The sequence below is a fragment of the Wohlfahrtiimonas larvae genome, from assembly GCF_002006755.1.
GTDB classification, from domain to species: Bacteria; Pseudomonadota; Gammaproteobacteria; order Cardiobacteriales; family Wohlfahrtiimonadaceae; genus Wohlfahrtiimonas; species Wohlfahrtiimonas larvae.
On record NZ_MVDO01000214.1, the window covers coordinates 1 to 18,741 of the forward strand.

Below are 18,741 nucleotides of genomic sequence, written 5' to 3' on the forward strand. Positions count from 1 at the left end.
GATGATTTTCTTAGCTGAATTATCAGCACGAACATTAAAGCCGATGACGATTGCCTCAGAAGCAACAGCTAAGTTTGCATCTGATTCATTAATACCACCTACACCGCTTGATACAACTTTTACTGAAACTTCTTCTGTTGATAACTCTTCTAATGCATTGATCAATGCTTCTACAGAACCTTGAACGTCAGCTTTTAACACAACATTCACAACATTCATAGAACCTTCATTAATGTTAGCAAATAAGTTTTCTAACTTAGATTTCTGCTGTCTTGCTAATTTAACTTCGCGGAATTTGCCTTGACGGAATAAAGCGATTTCACGAGCTTTACGTTCATCAGCAACAACAGTCACTTCGTCACCAGCATTTGGCACACCTGACAAACCTAATACTTCCACAGGAATAGATGGGCCAGCTTCTGGAACTTGCTCGCCTTTTTCATTGATTAAAGCACGAACTTTACCATACTCAAAGCCAGCTAAAACAACATCACCTTTTTTCAATAATCCTGATTGAACTAGGATTGTTGCAACCGCACCACGGCCACGATCTAGTCGTGACTCTACAACTGCACCACGAGCTGGACCTTCTCCAACCGCAGTCAATTCTAGAACTTCAGACTGAACTAAGATTTGATCTAACAAGTGATCAATACCTTCACCTGATTTAGATGAAACGTATGCGAATAAATTCTCACCGCCCCACTCTTCAGAAATGATGCCCTGTTGTGATAACTCAGACATAATACGATCACGATCAGCTGTTGGCTTATCAATTTTTGTCACAGCAACGATAATAGGTACGCCAGCTGCTTTTGCATGTTGGATGGCTTCAATTGTTTGTGGCATAACACCATCATCCGATGCTACAACCAACACAACGATATCTGTAACTTTCGCACCACGTGCACGCATTGCAGTAAACGCACTGTGTCCCGGTGTATCTAAGAAAGTAATTACACCTTTTGGTGTTGTTACATGGTAAGCACCAATGTGCTGAGTGATACCACCTGCTTCACCTTTAACAACGTGTGCTTTACGCAAGTAATCTAACAATGATGTTTTACCATGATCAACGTGACCCATGATTGTCACAACAGGTGGACGAGTTACAGGTACTAAATCGCTCTCGTCAAAACCTTTCATCAATTCATCTTCAAGAACATTCTCGCTCACAACTTTATAAGTATGGCCCATTTCCTCTACAACAATCGCTGCAGTATCTTGATCCAATACTTGGTTAATTGTGACCATTGAGCCCATTTTCATCAATGTTTTGATCACTTCAGCAGCTTTGACTGACATTTTATGTGCCAAATCAGCGACAGTGATTGTTTCACCTAAAATAACTTCACTCTTTTGTGGTGCAACAGGTTTAGTAAAACCATGCTTACCTTGTTGTGGTGAAGCTTTACGTTTTTTACCACCACCACGACGGCTGCTGCCTTCTTCATCATAATCTGCAAAGCTTGCACGACCTTTTTCTTTAACACGCTTACCTGCTGATTTTTTACCCTCTTCACGTAAATCATCTAAATCACGTGCGCCTGTTTTACGAGGTGCTTTACGTTCTGTGGATACAATAGGTTCTGCTGCAGGCGTAACGACTGCTGGACGTTCTCTTTTTTCAGTAGAAGCATTAGATGATCTTCTATCATCTTTTTTCGCTGGACGAGAATCATTGCGTGAATCATTACTTCTAGGTTTCTGATTTGACTTCTGTTGATTATTTGAAGGTTTCTTCTTCGCTTTATCTTCAGTCTTATCAGTATTATTAAAACTAATTTGAACCTTAGAAACTGTACTTTCACTTGCCATTCTTGCTGCATCCGCAATTTTTTGAATTTCTTCGTGCTGTTTACGTTCTTCTTGCTGTTTGCGACGCTCGATAACTTCTTGAGCCGCACGCTCTTCTGCTTCTGCGCGTGCTTTCGCTATGCGTAAACGTTCTTGTTGAGCTTGATCTGGACCATTCTCTTTCTTAGTAGGAGTCGCAACTTTCTCTACCTCAGCCGCGACTTTTTCTTCAACAACTTTAGGTTCTACTGCTTTGATTTCTTCCACAATTTCTGGTACTTCTGTTGAAATATCTGTTTTATTTTCAACATCATCCATTAATTTATTTTCTACATCTGAATCCACAGGGGATGCATCACGTTTGACATACGTTCTTTTCTTACGTACTTCAACCGCTACAGTTTTTGTTTGCCCTGGCGCACTTGAAACTTTCAACTCTGTATGAGTTTTGCGTTTCAATGTGATTTTGCTTGGTGCCTTGTCTTCAGTTTTTTCTGTCATATTTTCACCCCCTATTCAAACCAACTTTTTCTTGCTGTCATGATGTATTGGCTTGCACGTTCTTCGTCCATTCCTGCCATTTCTGATAATTCATCCGCTGCTAATTCAGCTAAATCATCTAAAGTGCTTACACCTTTCTTAGCAAGTTTATAGGCGAGGATATGATCTCCTTCCAACAATTGAATCAAATCAGCACTTGGTGCTTTATCGCCTAGCTCTTGTTTTAATGTTGCATAAGATTCTAATGCAGTTTTTGCTGCATCACGAAGCGCTTCAACGATCTCTTCGTCAAATTCTTCAATCTCTAACATTTCCGCAATGGGAACATATGCAACTTCTTCTAATGATGAGAAACCTTCACGAACCAAGATTTCTGCAACTTCCTCATCTACACCTAATTCATCTACAAATAAACTATTGATGCGTGATGATTCTTTATTTTGTTTATTTTCAGCTTCTTCAGAACTCATTACATTCAGCACCCAACCTGTAAGCTCTGATGCTAAACGAACATTCTGACCATTACGACCAATTGCTTGAGATAATTTTTCTTGTTCAACCGCGATATCCATCATATGGCGATCTTCATCCACAACAATTGATACAACTTCAGCTGGACTCATTGCATTGATAACAAATTGAATAGGATTATCATCCCAAAGAATGATATCTACGCGCTCACCATTCAATTCTTTAGTAATATTTTGAACACGAGAACCACGCATACCAACACAAGCGCCCACTGGATCAATACGCTGATCAAATGATTTTACTGCAATTTTTGCACGGCTACCTGGATCACGACTTGCATTCAAAATCTCGATACTACCTTGATTAATTTCAGGCACTTCAATTTCAAATAAAGCTTTAATCAATTTAGGTGTCGTACGAGATAATACAATCTGTGGTCCTCGGACATCTTGAACAATATCTTCTAAAATTGCACGAACCTGATCGCCCATTTTCAACATTTCACGTGGGATCATATTCTCTTTCGGTAACAATGCTTCAACATTTTCACCTAAATCTACATAGATATTGCCACGTTCAACTTTTTTGATCGTTCCGCGTACCAATTGTCCTAATTTTTGGCTATATAATTCAGCCATTTGATTGCGTTCTGCTTCACGAATTTTTTGATAAATGATCTGTTTAGCTGTCTGTGCACCGATACGAGCAAATGGAATATTATCCACTTCATCTTCTACGATTGCACCTACTTCAATATCTGGATCATCTAATTGCGCAGCAGATAAAGAAATTTGTTTGGTTGCGATCTGCTCTTCTATTGGCAAATCATCAGGCACAACCTTCCATTGACGGAATGTTTTATAGTGACCTGTTCTTTGATCAATCTGAATACGTAAATCAACATCTACAGGATATGAACGCTTTGCAGCTGCAGCCAATGCTAATTCCAATGCTTCAAAAATAATGCCGCGAGAAACGCCTTTTTCATTGGATACTGTTTCTGCAACTGTCATCACTTCTTTATTATTCATAGCTCTATTCTCTTAATAAATCGATTATTTTTTCGAAAAGTTTGGGGAAAGATTGACCTTATCTAGCATACTGTAATCAACAGTTAATTCTTCACCTTCTGTTGTTTCAGCTTGTCTAGCAGCCTTGCCTTTTTTACCTGTCATTTTAGGAATAAAAAATGTTAAATTATCACCCTCGATCTTATTTAAAACTGCTTTAAATCGACGACGATTATTCACGACACTGATCAATTGAACATCCATCTCTGAGCCGATATATGCAATCATTTGCTCAATTGAGAAAAATGAACGATCTAAGCCTGGAGAGGAAACTTCTAAAGTATATGCGGTACTAATTGGATCATTAACATCTAACAAACCTTCCACTTGGTGGCTAACATCCGCACAATCATCAACTGTTACGCCAGATTCCTTATCGATGAATATACGCAAAAGTGCATTAACAGAGTTTGCATGAAACTCAACACCCCATAATGTATATCCCATCGCTGTAATGGATGGTTCAAGTAATTCTGTTAATCCAAAAGGATCCTTGCGCATAACAACACCTCCAAAATGATCAGCAACGAAAAAGCCCACTTTTTTCAAGTGGGCTTCATTATAATTGGTTGCGGGAGCCGGATTTGAACCAACGACCTTCGGGTTATGAGCCCGACGAGCTACCAGACTGCTCCATCCCGCGTCTGTGAAGTTAAGTACTATACATTAAAATTAAATTAATGCAAATATTAATTACTATCCAATCTAAATATCTTTATTATCATTATTAAAATCAATACGTTGAGGACCAATAAAGTTTAATTCAAATAAATCTAAACTTGGTCCAACAAATTCAATCTCTTCATCTTTAACAGAAGAAGATAAACTTTCATCACGATTAATGGCAGCTGAAACTCTTTTAACAGGCGCTTCTTTGCTAACCAACCAGTCATTAAATCGTGCTTCTAATGCTGCACCATGTTCTGCATAGAAATTATAATCTAATAAAATACCACCCTGTAAATTTTTAGGATGATTAGTGATATATTCAGCAGAACTTGGAGAAACTAAGCGCCAAGCTTGCTTAATGGTTGGCCCATAATATTGTTGATGGGTAAATTTTAACTGCTGATCAGGCTGAGTTGCATAAGAAATAAAAGCATATGCCAAATCTTTTTGCTGGGAAGATTTAAGTATTGCATAGTATTTCATCTCATATATCACTTGATGCCTTGAAACACCTACGTTATCTAATCCATCATTAGACAACATCGCTCCATCTGGCGCAATTGACATTGATACAATACCTTGATCTAACCATAACTTTAAGTTATTGACATCACTCCACCATAAAATATCATCATAAATTAAATCTAATTTATTGAATGCTCGATCTTGCCCTTCTTGAGTCGCAAGTAATGGATATAAATAACTCGGCTGTACACCATCTGCTAACAAAACAGCTTCTAATAAATATTTAGCCTGCTTAGGTAATGCTCTTTTACCTGGAAATCGATTAAAATCAAATAGGTCGACCCAATGCACCGGCGGCACACCATATTTATGAACTAAGGCATAATTTAATGTCATACCTTGAACACTGAAACCGACACCACACTGTTGGATTGCGCCACTGGTCAACAAATCTCTATGGGGAAAATTATCATAATCTAAAACCTCTAATTGCCCGTCAGGTCGACACTCTTGCTCGAGAATATCTCGTCCAACCACCACAACATCCCAATAATCTGGAAGGTTTTTAGGTAAATAACTTTGATAATTCGGAAAGTTATTTTCACTAACAGATACTAACCCTTGATAAGAAAAAGGATACAAAATTGTCATCGGCAATGATTGATTGAGCATTTGATCATAACTCACACTCAAAGCCGCGGTACTTAAATTTGAAAAAAAAGCCCCAAAAGAAAATACCCAAATAGCTTTAGACAATTTTATTTTTTTTCTCATTCTGCCTGCCATATTATCTCAAGATCACCATCAATAAATCCTACAGCTATTGCATCAGAATCACATAGCGCTTCTGACAGCTCATTATCTACCTCAATCAAAGCTTCCAAAGATTCCGCAATGGCATCATGGATATCCTCCCAATCGCCATCAAATTTTTCCTTAGGAATAATAAAAAGCTCATCACCAGAATCCCAATTGATTGATTCTGTCCAATCTTCGTTGGCTTCATCATAATCGGTTGTACCTGTAATATCCACCAGATAAGCATCATCTTCTTCATAAATATTAAAAACGAATGCATTCGTTTCATCTGGTATTTCGACTAAAACATCAGAAACCCAATCTGAAAATGGTTGCAATATTTGGAGTTGATCCATGATTTACCTCACCTTAAGGATGTTGAAGCAACTGAATTAGCTGCTGGCCACACAGTAGGACATCTTGAATATTGACTTCACTTTGTTCCATTAATTTCAAAAACTCTTTCGTCTTATTAGCTAATTGGCCTTGCTCATATGTTAAAGCCGAACTATTAAGTTGATACACAAAATGATGTAGATTTTTTAATGCCTCACTATTTTCTTCAGAGACAAGACTTTCCTCATCATCCACCAATAGATCCAGCAATGATGTTAATGATAATTCTTTTTCATTAAATGATTGAAGATATTTCTCAACCAATGCTTCTGGGATTTTTGAAGTCATACCCTAAATTTACTATTGCCTAAACCTAGTATTTTACCTCAGATTAACTTAAGAAGGAAAATATTCATTCAAGATATTTCAAAAGCGATGTTTAGAATATTAAACTTCAGTGAAATTTACATTCAATTGAGATTTTACAATACTTAACAAATTAATCATTTTAAATATGCTTATTTTTTAACCAATTTTAGCATTTTATGGATAAATCTGTGGATAACTTTGGCTACAATATTGCAGACAAATTGTTTAGAAAAATGAGATAAAATTATCCCAAATAAAAATAAGCCTATACATACAGAGTTATCCACATACAGTTTACATTATATCTTATTGATATTACTATATAAAAAATAATTTTGTTGATAAAGTAATAACCTTATCATCATTTATTTATATATATAGATAAAAGAAAATAGAATGAAGATGAGCATTCAAAAAAAAGATTTTAATTAAATGAATGTGAATAAAACTGTGGATAAAGTTATTAACAAGGTTCTGAATATAAAGTGCATAATAATCATTACTTTTTATTAAGATTTTGTTTAAATAGTTCTACATTATTTATGCACAATCAAAAAGATAGCTATATCAATGAATTTATTATACTTATTTAAAATAATGTGGATAACTTGTCAAACTTATCATCATCCTATATATATAAGAAGTTAATTAATATAAAGGAGAAAGATGATGTTGAAGAAAATTTTATTAGGAATGGCATTAACAAGTGCTTTAACATTTGCTCAAGATACTGTGAAAATAGGAATAGAGGGATCATATCCTCCATTTAGCTATATGAATCCTGATAAATCCTTAGGTGGCTTTGAACCAGATTTAGCAAAATTATTCTGTGAACAAGTTGAATTGAAATGCGAAATCGTTCAAGTAGAGTTTGATGCTTTGATTCCTTCTTTGAATACAAAGAAAATTGATGCAATTCTAGCATCTATGTCTATTACAGATCAGCGTAAGCAAGCTATTAATTTTACTCAAAAATATTATCAAACACCTGCAAAATTTGTTGCACCTAAAGGTGAATATACTGAAGTGAATGCTGATATTTTGAAAGGAAAATCCATTGGTGTTCAAAGTGGAACTATTCATGAAACTTACGCAAATAGTGAATTTGCAAAATATGCTGATGTTAGAAGTTATCGTAATTTAGATGAAGCAATCTTTGATCTAGATTCGGGTCGTATTGATTTAGTGTTCGCAGATAGTGTTCCACTAGATGACGGATACTTGCGTAAAGGTTATGATAAAACTTTAGAATTTGTTGGTGGTGATTATAACGATCCAACAGTATTCGGTGATGGTATTGGGGTTGGTTTGCGTAAAGGTGATGATGCATTGATGGAAAAATTCAATGAAGCAATTTTGAAATCTCGTGCTGATGGCAGCTATAAAAAAGTGGCAGACCAATATTTCTCTATTGACGTTTATGGTGCGGAATAATGGAAATAATTTTAGCAAGTAATAATGTTGGTAAAATCCGTGAATTCAATGAACTCTTTGCTTCATTGGATATCACTGTACGCCCGCAGAGTGATTTTAATGTTGAAGATGCTGATGAATGTGGATTAAGTTTCATTGAAAATGCAATAATAAAAGCAAGACATGCCGCTAAAAAAAGTGGTATGGCGGCAATTGCAGATGATTCTGGTATTGTTGTACCTTATTTAAAAGGTGCGCCAGGCATTCATTCGGCACGTTATAGTCCTGTGAAAGAAGAAAAAGCTAACAATTTATTATTGCTGAAAAACTTGGAAGGTGTTGCCGATAAAGATCGTGCTGCATTTTTTATTTCAGTTTTAGCATTTGTTCGTTATGCTGAAGACCCAACGCCTTTGATAGCGGAAGGTCGAATTTATGGCCGTATTTTAACGGAAGAAAGAGGTTCTCAAGGTTTTGGTTATGATCCTCTCTTTTTAATTGATGGTTTAGATAAAAGTATGGCTGAGCTAGAACTCGTACAGAAAAATCAAATTTCACATCGAGCAAAGGCTTTGGCTAATATGCGTGATCAGTTGAAGTTTGTGGTTCGTAAGCCAGTTTCAAACGAATAGGATTATGATCAGAAGCCGAAATATTATATGTTTTGGCTTCTTTTATTTTGAGATCTCGAATAAAAATATGATCTAAGATTTTGCCCATAACTTTTGTTCTTTGGTCAATGGGATAATCGATCTCTTTAAGATTTAATTCACGAATCATACGCTTAATATATAAATAACGTGATTTTTTCCATGTATTAAAGTCGCCACCTAAAATGATAGGACCTGAATGTTTTTGTAAAATATCAAAAATTGTACGTAATTGACGGATAAAATCTTTTAAACCTAAGGAAAAATTAACAGCATGGAAATTTGCTACTGCAAGCTGTTGCCCATTTGATAGTGAATAAGTTGAGATCAGTCCAGATTTTGGAAAACGAATCCAAGGTTCTGAATATTTTTGAGCAGTATAGCTTAAAGGCGCAATTTTACTAATTGTCATGACACCATTGGCATAATACCCATCTTTAAATGCCACAACATGAATAGCTTTGAATTCATGACTAGTAATCATAGTCATCAAAGTTTCACTTTCACGAGCTTCTTGAAGTAATACAATATCAGCTTTGCCGAGCATATAAGAAAGTTCAGGCATAGAGTTTTCTAATTTTTGTTTATAAATATTCCAAGAGTAGAGAACAATATGACTGGCATTCAATGTTTCATGAGGCGTAGCACTGATACAGTATTGACTTGTATTCTTATCAAAGAAATATTTTTGTGGAATACCGTAGATATTAACGTGATTAACTTTGAAGTGAGAGTATTTATAACGGATCTTATTCAACATATCTTGAAATATCATTGTGTACCACTTTAAACTATTGGAATAACTTTGATTGGATATGATAGCTTGTTTAGCTCATGAAAGTAATGAATACAATTAATTATCTACATACACTGGGAAGATATCTGATATTGATATCATTGACACCAGGTCTAGTTGTAATTTGTCCCATATTACCGCCTAATCCGGCTTTTCTGATAGCGTCCCAACCACAGTGCCATGTGATAGATCCTTCATTAACAAATGGCAATACAGGCAATTCTCTAAAATTTCTAGCACCTTGTCCACGAGGTTGGAATTGCTCTGAAAAATAAATATAAATACCGCCTCTATTAACAACAGCACCTTCAACCATTTTACTTTTAATTGGGTAAATTGCATCTCCAAAGGGATTTTTAGCATAACTATTAAGATTATTAGCAATTCGAGGTAAATTTTCTGTTCGAAAAGGGAAGTGACCAAATTCAAAGTAATATTCTAAGATTTCTTCTTTAATCGGTAATATTAGTTGGAGGCTTTCTGCGACATAAGTTTTTCTAATGTAATCTTGATAAGCAGGAAATGCCATGGCGCTTAATATACCAATGATTGCAACAACAATCATTAATTCTATGAGTGTGAACCCTTGTTTTATCATGATGCTATATACCTTTATTATTAATATTTATTATTTGTATATTTTATCATTTTTGAAGATAATAAAAAACCCTGCGTTAACAGGGTCTTCTATTTATATGGTGCCGGCACACGGAATCGAACTGTGGACCTACTGATTACAAGTCAGTTGCTCTACCAGCTGAGCTATACCGGCTTTGTTTTCTTCGTTGTTGCTGTGAAGAGGTTTGCATTATAGGGATGAAGGTAAACCTTGTCAAATATATTTATAAATTTATTTGTATAAAGATTAATCATCTATTCTTTTTTGACGTTCTAATGCTGAAAACACAGCTTCTACAGGCTTTTTATGGTATAAATTTGCATGTAAAATTGTTTCATCTAAATGATCGAAATTACCTTTAATGGATTGTTTTTCCAATAAATAATGAATTGTAGTATGAACAAAAGGTGCGTTCACTAGCTGAAAAGCATCGTTTTGCCATTTTTTTTGAATCATAGACATTTTTTTCATCATTGCTTTTGAAATGGGCTGTAATAATATTGCAGCATGTAATCCTGTAGTTTTATCTCTATGTGATCCTAAATGAATCCAAGTGAATCCACATTGTTCCCAAAACTTTAATAAAGGCTCTGTTAACCCAAAGCTGGTGGATAAGAAATCATAATGGTGATCTTGAGCGTATTTTTTCAGTTCTTCAAGCATGTGTTTTGCAATGCCTTGAGTTCGATGATTATGATCCACAGCAATGCGAGAGATCCGTAAACTTTTTAATATCATCAGCTCAGGATAATAACTGTGTGCAGCTAATGTTTGCACCACTAAGTTACCTTTCGGGCGGCGATACCCTCTGAAAACTTCTTGTGCTAAATCTTCAGACAATTCACCTTCGAGAATGGCCCAAAGCCCACCGATGATTTGTTGGTTATGGATATGGATGATAAAAATCTGATTAGGAGAATCTAATAATCGCCGAATGTCTTGTGCATTAGTTTGATAATGATGCTGATTCATGAATTGGTAGAAAGCTTGTACTAACGCATAGTTACTTTGGAATTTATGGAGGTTTTTATGTGAATAAAGATAAATTCCATCTTGAATATTAATTTCTACATAATTTTGAAAGCTAATATATTCACAAAACTGTGCTAAGGGATCTTGTAACTCAAAGCGCTGGCGTTTATTCAATGTTAAAGCTAAATCAATGGTGATGATATCTTGTAATTTTCTTTCTAAACCTTTGCCTGTACCTTCATAATTTTCAATAGAAGAAACTAGCAGAATATTTTCAGCTAATTTAGAAAGCTTCTCTAAATGTACAATTGGCATTTGTGCTGCTTCTTCGATGATTAACCATTTCTGTGGTAAAAAATCATTATGATTTAAAAAAAGGTAATCTGGTGCTTTAAAATTGAGCTTAATATTGTGATAGCTCTGTAGCGCTGTTTGATTGGGCGCTGTGATGACACAATCATTATTCAATGAACGAATGAATTCAGCAACGACAAAGGATTTCCCTGTACCACGTGGTGCGAATAGTGTTGTAATGCCTTTTTGTTGTTTTTGTAGGGAAGATAATACTGTTATTTGCTCATGATTCAGATGATTGTGCTGATTTTGGATTACTGTTGGTGCGATATATTGTGCTATATCCCATAATTCACTGAATTTTTGAAGGCCTTTAGCTAAGTAATTTTGAAAATTTGGTGTTGGAATTGTTTCAGTGTGAAATCTCGAGCTTTGCTCATCATGATTATTCTGCTGCCAAATTAGAATAAAAGTACCATCAGTTTGAATAGTATTGGCAGCACAAAGGAAATAGTCTAAAGGAAAGCCGAGTCTACAATCCAGAACAACACAATTTAACGTATGGCCCAATAAACCTTTTGCATGATGCAAAGGTTTGGCTAAAAATAGGGTGGAGTCAGGGGATAGAACAACTAAATCAGCACATTGATGATGTATTTGTATCAGTGCTTGATTAATAATTTCTGTATTTGTTTCTGATAGAAGGAATAACTTTCTCACAAGCATCTCCGACAGCAGATAAAAGAAAACCTTCTAGATATCTAGAAGGTTTAAAAATGGTGGGTCATGAAGGATTCGAACCTTCGACCAATTGGTTAAAAGCCAACTGCTCTACCGACTGAGCTAATGACCCGATAAATCGGTGTTCTAACAGAAAAAGAAAAGCACCTAGTTTGCTAGATGCTTCAAAAAAATGGTGGGTCATGAAGGATTCGAACCTTCGACCAATTGGTTAAAAGCCAACTGCTCTACCGACTGAGCTAATGACCCGGAAGAGGTTTGCTATTATAAGGAAAAAATTGAGCGCGTCAAACTTTTTTTCAAAAAAAAATATAAAAAAATATTTATATTTGTAAATCAATGATATATAAATTACTTTTTTTGGTGGTTTTCAGTCATAATATCAGGCTGTATTGGTTTAAAGGCGTTTTAATATGTCCGAATTTGTAAAAAAAGTAGTCATTATTGGCACTGGTGGCACGATTGCAGGTAATGCTGCAAGTGAAAAAGAACTCGTTAATTATTCAGCAGGTGAGAAAAAAGCTGCTGAATTATTACGCGGTATTCCTGTGCCTGAAAATATTGAAATCGAAACTATAGAACTTTGCCAGATTGATAGTAAAGATATGACTTTTGCTATTTTGAAAAAAATGGCAATGATTTTGAATGATTTGATGGGGCGTGATGATGTTGTGGGTGTTGTGATCACTCATGGTACAGATACATTAGAGGAAACAGGAGTTTTCTTAAACTGTACAGTTGTTCCTACTAAACCTATTGTGTTAACAGCATCTATGCGCCCATCCACAGCATTAAGTGCAGATGGCCCATTAAATTTATCGGATAGCATTATGGTTGCAACTAGCGATCATGTCGGTCTATTTGCATTGATTAATAATACAATTTATTTGGCAGAAGAAGTCATTAAATCTCACACATTAAAAGTGGATGGATTTTACGCAGGTGAATATGGTGCGATTGGTCATGTTTATAATTCTAAAGTGGAGTTTTTTAGGAATGTTAAACATGATCAAAAAATGAATGTTATCTTGGATAAATTACCAGATGAGGATAAATCTTATCCTTGGGTAGAAATCATATATAGTGATGTTTCTGCTAATGGTCAATTAATCTCACTCCTTGTGGATAATGGTGTGGATGGTTTCATCATTAATGGCACAGGCAATGGTACAGTTCATCACAATATATTGAATGCTTTGAAAGCTATTGATAAAACAGTACCAACAGTTATTACAACACGTGTGCCGACAGGTAGAATCATGAATGATCAGTATGGATTGATGATTTCTCCTTATTCTCACGCAGCTAAAGCGAGAATGTGGTTAATTTTATGGTTATTGAACTCACGTTAATATAGAGATTGACAAGATGAAAAAGATATTATTAATTATTGGATTAGCTTGTTTAGTACAAGCATGTGGACAAAAAGGTCCACTTTATTTACCTGATGCGAATCAGCAATCACAACAGCAATCGACGGAGCGTTAAATGTCTAGCATTACATCTCATATTGAAAATGTATCGGTTTCAGATTTAGTTAACAGATATGGTACACCTTTATATGTGTATTCTAAGAACAATATTGAGAAGGCATTTAAACAGTATAAACAGGCATTTGGTGATAAAAAGCATCTGATTTGCTATGCAGTGAAAGCCAACAGTAATTTATCTGTGATCGCATTATTAGCTAAATTAGGTGCAGGTTTTGACATTGTTTCACGTGGTGAATTATTACGTGTATTGAAAGCAGGTGGCGATGCACAAAAAGTAATTTTTTCAGGCGTGGGTAAAACTCGTGAAGATTTACGCTTTGCATTAGAAACTGGCATTCATTGCTTCAATGTGGAATCAGAAGCTGAAATTTATATGTTGAATGAAGAGGCAGAAAAATTAGGTAAAAAAGCGCCTGTTTCATTCCGTGTAAATCCTGATGTAGATGCTAAAACACATCCTTATATTTCTACAGGCTTACGTGAAAATAAATTTGGCATTCCTTACGATGAAGCTGTGCGTATTTATAAAGCTGCCAATGCTTTAAGTCATATTGAAATTAAAGGTATTGATTGCCACATTGGTTCACAATTGACAGATTTAGCACCATATTGTGATGCTGTAGATCGTATGTTGAAATTGATTGATGAATTATCAGCAAACGGTATTCAGTTATCTCATTTTGATATGGGCGGCGGTGTTGGTATTGATTATGAAGGCGAAGAACTCATCAATCTACAAGATTTGGTGAATATGATTTATGAAAAATTAGGTGATCGTCCATTAAGTATTGCAATGGAACCAGGCCGTTCAATCGTGGGTGATTCAGGTTACTTATTAACAGAAGTGATTTTAACGAAAGAAAATGAAGGCAAGCATTTTGCAGTTGTGGATGCAGCAATGAATGATTTAATTCGCCCAGCATTGTATGAATCGTGGATGCGCATTGAGCAAACGAAAGAGAGCAGTGCAACAGTTGAAAGTTATGACATTGTTGGTCCAATCTGTGAAACAGGTGATTTCCTTGGGAAAGAGCGTGAATTAGCATTAGAAGCAGGTGATATTCTTGCAATCAAACAAGCCGGTGCGTATGGTTTTGTGATGAGTTCGAACTATAATACCCGTGGGCGTGCTGCTGAAGTATTAGTGGATAACGATCAAGTTTATTTAATTCGTGAGCGTGAGCGCCTAGAAGATTTGTTTGCCAATGAAAAAGTAGTGAGTTTTGATGAAAAATAAAATTTCCGATTATGATTATCATTTACCAGAATCGTTAATCGCGCAGTTCCCAAAAGAAGATCGTGAATCATCCCGTTTATTGGTTGCTCAAGGCGACAATATGGAAGATAAGGTGTTTAAAGACATCATTGACTATATTGAGCCGGGCGATCTATTGGTGATTAATAATACGCGCGTTTTACCTGCGCGTGTATTTGCCCATAAAGAAACGGGCGGGGCAGTGGAGATTTTGGTTGAGCGTTTACTCACAGAAACTTCATTTTTAGCACAAACGCGCGCTAGTAAATCACCGAAAGTAGGGCAGATAGTTTATGTAGAAAATAAGCCTGTGTTTAAAATGATTGAACGTGATGATGCTTTTTTCATCTATGAAACAGTAGATGGTTCACCTGTATTTCCTATTTTGGAAAAAATGGGGCACATGCCATTGCCACCGTATATTACTCGCAATGACAGTGATTTTGATAAAGAGCGCTATCAGACTGTTTTTAATAAAGAAAAAGGTGCAGTGGCTGCGCCAACAGCAGGTTTGCATTTCACAAAAGCTTTGATGAAAGCAATTGAAGAGAAGGGCGCTTCATTCACAGAAGTGACTTTGCATGTGGGTGCAGGAACATTCAAACCTGTGCGCGAAGAAGATTTAGATAAACATGTGATGCATAAAGAATGGATTTCTGTTTCACGTGAAACTGTTGATAAAATTAAAGAAACTAAAGCAAATGGTAAAAAAGTAATCGCTGTGGGTACAACAGTTTGCCGTTCATTGGAAACAGCAGCGTTGGATGGCGAATTGAAACCATTTGAAGGGGATACCAATATTTTCATCAAACCTGGCTTTGAGTTTCACGTGATTGATGCTTTGGTGACAAATTTCCATTTACCAAAATCAACTTTATTAGTATTGGTTTCAATGTTTATGGGCTATGATCGCATTCAGAAGATTTATCAACATGCTGTGGAAGATGAATATCGTTTCTTCAGTTATGGTGATGCCATGTTATTAATGCCATAAGTGAGGAAATATGAGTTATATCGCCCATTATCAATCTATCGAACCACAAACATATATTGATTTGCGTGTGAATTGTGGTTTATCTGCTAAAACTGTGAAAGCTGCAACGATAGGATTAGCCAATTCATTATGTTCTGTGGTTGTCATCAATGAAGATAATGATGAAATCATTGGAATGGGGCGATTGATTGGTGATGGCGGTTGCCATTGCCAAGTGGCAGATATTTGTATTTTGCCACCGCATCAAGGTAAAGGCTTGAGTAAACTGATCATGCAAAAATTGGATGAGTTTATTCAAGACAATATTCCTGAAACTTGTTACATCAATTTAATTGCAGATGGAGAAGCTTATAAATTGTATCAACAATATCGTTTTAAAGAGGTTTGGCCTGCTTCACGTGGTATGGGTTATACTTTGAAAAAGTAATCATTGCTTTATTTATGTTGCAGATATGATAACGTTAGATTTTATCGTTATCATATTATGGCAATGACTATGTATTTCAATGAGCTTAAAATAAAATTTAAAGAAAAATCTTCACAGCTACCTGGTCACGTTCAACATAGAATTTATCGTACATTAAGTTGGCTCAATCAGGCTGATAATATCGCCAATACAGATAAAAAATTTCCTGATTTAGACTCAGAATTTATCAGTTTATGGATTGCATTCAATGCAATTTATGCACGAAAAGATTGGATTGATGATAAAGAGCGTTTTAAGGCATTCATCAAAGTCATTAATGATAAAGAGAGTGAAAAGCTTAATAAAATATTATGGGAACTTTATTCATCTAAAATCAATGTCTTCTTGAAAAATCGATATGTTTTTCGCCAATTTTGGGATTTTCACAATAGTGATGGCATTGATGCCAAACATTGGAACTTAGCATTTGAAGATGCCAACTTACGTGCACAACAATGCTTAAAATTTAAGAATTCAGAAGAGTTATTATTGATTTTATTTGAGCGTATCTATACATTGCGCAATCAAATTTTCCATGGTGGTTCTACATATAATAGTAGTGTTAATCGACCGCAGTTGATTACTGCTTGCGGATTACTCAAAGAATTAGTACCAGTATTTGCATTGGTGGTTTTGAATAACCCTAATGATGATAACTGGGGGCATCCTTTCTATCCTGTGATTGAGGATTAAAATATTAATTTTAATCATATCTGTATGATATATTCATCATAAGAACTTATCACCTTTTATTGATTGATACTATTTCTTTTTATAATCTCGATAGGTTTTGGTGACATATTTTGTCATGTCATAGGGTGCTCTTAAAAGTAAGAGGCCACCTTTTAAAAAGTCATAAATGATGAGAGGCAAAAGCATTAGTAAGCCAATCCAAATATTAATGAAGCAAACAATCAAACAGAGTACAAGGTAAACAATATTTAGGTAAGAATAAAAATTATCATTTTTTAGTTTTTTCTTTTCTGCTGCTATGGATTGTTGATCAGCGATTTTATCTGAAAAAGCTAATGATTCATCAAAGCTCGTCGAGTTTTTACGAGTTTCTATTAATTTAGTTAAAGTATAACGGCCATGTTGATAAGAGATTAAAATATTTTCATCATCACCGATATAAATTTCAGGATAAAAGCGAGACAAATGTGAGGTGATCTTTTGAATATCATCATAGGTTAATGTCCTGATTTTAAGCGGTGTTTCCAAAGCTTTAGAATAAAACTGTTTTTGTTGAGGGGAAAACATCAATAAATCAGAGAGCTTCAAAATCTGTAAGTTTGCAAATGAACGCATGATTAACCAATCTTGATTCATATATCCTATGGATAATTCAACCATATTCAGTGGATGAAGATTAAAATTTTCCTCTATTTCGGAAACTGATCCTGAAACATTCATTTTATTGATGCGAAGTTGAATGAATGTACGATAGAAAATCGTTTGGATCATTAGCCAAATCATTAAAATCGAGCATAAAATTATTAAGAAAGTAAATGTGAAAAGCGCATTAGGTGCTGTAGGATATAAACTTGGGCTCAATATTAAAAAACTTGTATTGAGTGTACCTTCTTTAAATTTAGGATCACTTTGTGTGGATTGATAGAGTTTAATTTCTGCATCACTTAAATAACGCTCAGGATATCGAGTGATAAAAGCGTTAATTTTAGTCGGTGTGCGTAGATTGTTAGCTTTTTCTAATCTTTTTGTGAAAAATTTTAATTTTTTCTGATCGCTCAATATTTCGCTTTGATTAAATAATTTGAGTAGGGATGGGCTATTATCTCTATCTGTTTGAGTCAATTTAATACGAATGTAGTGATGATTCTTTTCACCTAAATAATAAAGATTACCGTTGTTATCTGCAATAGGAATGATTTGATCAAATGTGTAAGATTCAGATTCAGTAGGGATATCAAAGGTTACAATGCGAACAATATCAGTCCATAATTGATGAAAAGGATAATGTTTTGGCAATGACGTCACTGTGGACATTATGAACATGCTAAGAATGCCCATAATAATCCACAATCGATTGTGAAGAACTTTATAAAAAATCTGTTTTAAATAGCCCATAGTTATCGATCTTGCGCAATACGATTACGGATATTTTGCGAGCGCTTAGAGGATGAAGGGTGAGAGCTTAATAAAGAGCTATTGCCACCTAATTTATCAAAAGCAGTTGCGATGCCTTCAGGATTGATTTTGCGACTTTTTAAGTAATTATAGGAAAAATTATCAGCTTCTAATTCTTGTGATTGAGAGAACTGAGAATTCACCAGTGTTTGTGCAAGGTTACCTAATTGAGAGCTACTTAAATCTGCAATAATGCCATTACCCGATTTAGCAGCAGCAGAACGAGCGATGTCAGTTGCATAAGCAACTTGTAAACGTTTTTTCGTATGACCCAATGCAACGTGACCCAATTCATGACCTAGTACACCTGCAATTTCATTATCTGTCATTTTATCCATCAAACCGCTATAAACACGCACGCAACCATTAGCCATTGCCCAAGCATTAACATCTTTAGTTAAATAAACCTTATAATTAACTTTTG

19 protein-coding genes and 4 tRNA genes are annotated in these 18,741 nt (G+C 35.2%); 8 read left to right on the forward strand and 15 right to left on the reverse strand.

Going from position 1 to position 18,741, the window contains the following annotated elements; genetic code table 11:
- The 7 genes from infB to BZK14_RS11100 all read right to left on the reverse strand — a co-directional run.
- Window positions 1–2,298, reverse strand: a 2,298-nt coding sequence (gene infB, locus BZK14_RS11070; protein WP_077926543.1) for a translation initiation factor IF-2, incomplete at its 3' end; no start/stop codon positions are given.
- Between the two features lie 11 nt (window positions 2,299–2,309).
- On the reverse strand, window positions 2,310–3,800 hold the full coding sequence (gene nusA / locus BZK14_RS11075) for a transcription termination factor NusA (RefSeq protein ID WP_077926544.1): 1,491 nt from the start codon (window positions 3,798–3,800) through the stop codon (window positions 2,310–2,312).
- A 24-nt stretch (window positions 3,801–3,824) separates the two neighbouring features.
- A complete protein-coding gene (locus BZK14_RS11080) occupies window positions 3,825–4,340 on the reverse strand; it encodes a ribosome maturation factor RimP (protein ID WP_143691458.1) in 516 nt (171 codons plus the stop codon).
- 65 nt (window positions 4,341–4,405) lie between these two features.
- A tRNA-Met gene (locus tag BZK14_RS11085) sits at window positions 4,406–4,482 on the reverse strand.
- Window positions 4,483–4,544: 62 nt separating this feature from the next.
- Window positions 4,545–5,747: an extracellular solute-binding protein gene (locus tag BZK14_RS11090; RefSeq protein WP_077926546.1), complete on the reverse strand. Its 1,203-nt coding sequence runs from the start codon at window positions 5,745–5,747 to the stop codon at window positions 4,545–4,547.
- Entirely contained in the window at window positions 5,744–6,127 is a 384-nt protein-coding gene (locus tag BZK14_RS11095; protein ID WP_077926547.1) for a hypothetical protein, read from the reverse strand. Before BZK14_RS11095 ends, BZK14_RS11090 begins: the two co-directional genes overlap by 4 nt.
- 13 nt (window positions 6,128–6,140) lie before the next feature.
- Window positions 6,141–6,455 carry a hypothetical protein gene (locus BZK14_RS11100; protein WP_077926548.1) on the reverse strand — a complete coding sequence of 105 codons (315 nt, stop codon included), beginning with the start codon at window positions 6,453–6,455 and terminating at the stop codon, window positions 6,141–6,143.
- 687 nt (window positions 6,456–7,142) lie between these two features.
- On the opposite strand from BZK14_RS11100, the gene BZK14_RS11105 reads away from it, so the two are divergent.
- Window positions 7,143–7,910, forward strand: coding sequence for a transporter substrate-binding domain-containing protein (locus tag BZK14_RS11105; RefSeq protein WP_245831328.1), 768 nt, complete (start codon window positions 7,143–7,145; stop codon window positions 7,908–7,910).
- Window positions 7,910–8,521 carry an RdgB/HAM1 family non-canonical purine NTP pyrophosphatase gene (gene rdgB / locus BZK14_RS11110; RefSeq protein ID WP_077926550.1) on the forward strand — a complete coding sequence of 204 codons (612 nt, stop codon included), beginning with the start codon at window positions 7,910–7,912 and terminating at the stop codon, window positions 8,519–8,521. The genes BZK14_RS11105 and rdgB overlap by 1 nt, the downstream gene beginning before the upstream one ends.
- Here rdgB and BZK14_RS11115 read toward each other — a convergent pair.
- From BZK14_RS11115 to BZK14_RS11140, 6 genes are all read right to left on the reverse strand, one after another.
- On the reverse strand, window positions 8,466–9,299 hold the full coding sequence (locus tag BZK14_RS11115) for an endonuclease/exonuclease/phosphatase family protein (RefSeq protein ID WP_245831330.1): 834 nt from the start codon (window positions 9,297–9,299) through the stop codon (window positions 8,466–8,468). The two genes, rdgB and BZK14_RS11115, sit on opposite strands and share 56 nt — an antisense overlap.
- Window positions 9,300–9,396: 97 nt before the next feature.
- Window positions 9,397–9,933 (reverse strand): pilin, encoded by a 537-nt coding sequence (locus BZK14_RS13610; RefSeq protein ID WP_077926551.1) that lies wholly within the window; start codon window positions 9,931–9,933, stop codon window positions 9,397–9,399.
- Window positions 9,934–10,031: 98 nt separating this feature from the next.
- Window positions 10,032–10,107: transfer RNA gene (locus BZK14_RS11125), tRNA-Thr, on the reverse strand.
- A 93-nt stretch (window positions 10,108–10,200) separates the two neighbouring features.
- Complete coding sequence (locus BZK14_RS11130; RefSeq protein WP_077926552.1) at window positions 10,201–11,940, reverse strand: GNAT family N-acetyltransferase; 1,740 nt, start codon at window positions 11,938–11,940, stop codon at window positions 10,201–10,203.
- A 57-nt stretch (window positions 11,941–11,997) separates the two neighbouring features.
- A tRNA-Lys gene (locus tag BZK14_RS11135) sits at window positions 11,998–12,073 on the reverse strand.
- A gap of 61 nt (window positions 12,074–12,134) precedes the next feature.
- Window positions 12,135–12,210, reverse strand: a tRNA-Lys gene (locus tag BZK14_RS11140).
- 164 nt (window positions 12,211–12,374) lie between these two features.
- Between BZK14_RS11140 and BZK14_RS11145 the strand changes: the two genes are divergently transcribed.
- From BZK14_RS11145 to BZK14_RS11170, 6 genes are all read left to right on the forward strand, one after another.
- Window positions 12,375–13,313: an asparaginase gene (locus tag BZK14_RS11145; RefSeq protein ID WP_077926553.1), complete on the forward strand. Its 939-nt coding sequence runs from the start codon at window positions 12,375–12,377 to the stop codon at window positions 13,311–13,313.
- Between the two features lie 16 nt (window positions 13,314–13,329).
- Window positions 13,330–13,449, forward strand: a complete 120-nt coding sequence (gene lptM / locus BZK14_RS11150; RefSeq protein WP_077926554.1) for an LPS translocon maturation chaperone LptM — start codon at window positions 13,330–13,332, stop codon at window positions 13,447–13,449.
- Entirely contained in the window at window positions 13,450–14,691 is a 1,242-nt protein-coding gene (gene lysA / locus BZK14_RS11155) for a diaminopimelate decarboxylase (RefSeq protein ID WP_077926555.1), read from the forward strand.
- Entirely contained in the window at window positions 14,681–15,703 is a 1,023-nt protein-coding gene (gene queA, locus BZK14_RS11160; RefSeq protein ID WP_077926556.1) for a tRNA preQ1(34) S-adenosylmethionine ribosyltransferase-isomerase QueA, read from the forward strand. The genes lysA and queA overlap by 11 nt, the downstream gene beginning before the upstream one ends.
- A gap of 10 nt (window positions 15,704–15,713) precedes the next feature.
- Window positions 15,714–16,130: a GNAT family N-acetyltransferase gene (locus BZK14_RS11165; RefSeq protein WP_077926557.1), complete on the forward strand. Its 417-nt coding sequence runs from the start codon at window positions 15,714–15,716 to the stop codon at window positions 16,128–16,130.
- Window positions 16,131–16,199: 69 nt separating this feature from the next.
- Window positions 16,200–16,862: a HEPN domain-containing protein gene (locus BZK14_RS11170; protein WP_077926558.1), complete on the forward strand. Its 663-nt coding sequence runs from the start codon at window positions 16,200–16,202 to the stop codon at window positions 16,860–16,862.
- Window positions 16,863–16,931: 69 nt separating this feature from the next.
- Here the strand turns inward: BZK14_RS11170 and BZK14_RS11175 are convergent, their stop codons facing one another.
- Both BZK14_RS11175 and BZK14_RS11180 read right to left on the reverse strand, forming a co-directional pair.
- Window positions 16,932–18,176, reverse strand: coding sequence for a hypothetical protein (locus tag BZK14_RS11175; RefSeq protein WP_143691460.1), 1,245 nt, complete (start codon window positions 18,174–18,176; stop codon window positions 16,932–16,934).
- An 83-nt stretch (window positions 18,177–18,259) separates the two neighbouring features.
- Window positions 18,260–18,741: M48 family metalloprotease (locus tag BZK14_RS11180; RefSeq protein WP_171973712.1), on the reverse strand; the 482-nt coding region annotated here is incomplete at its 5' end.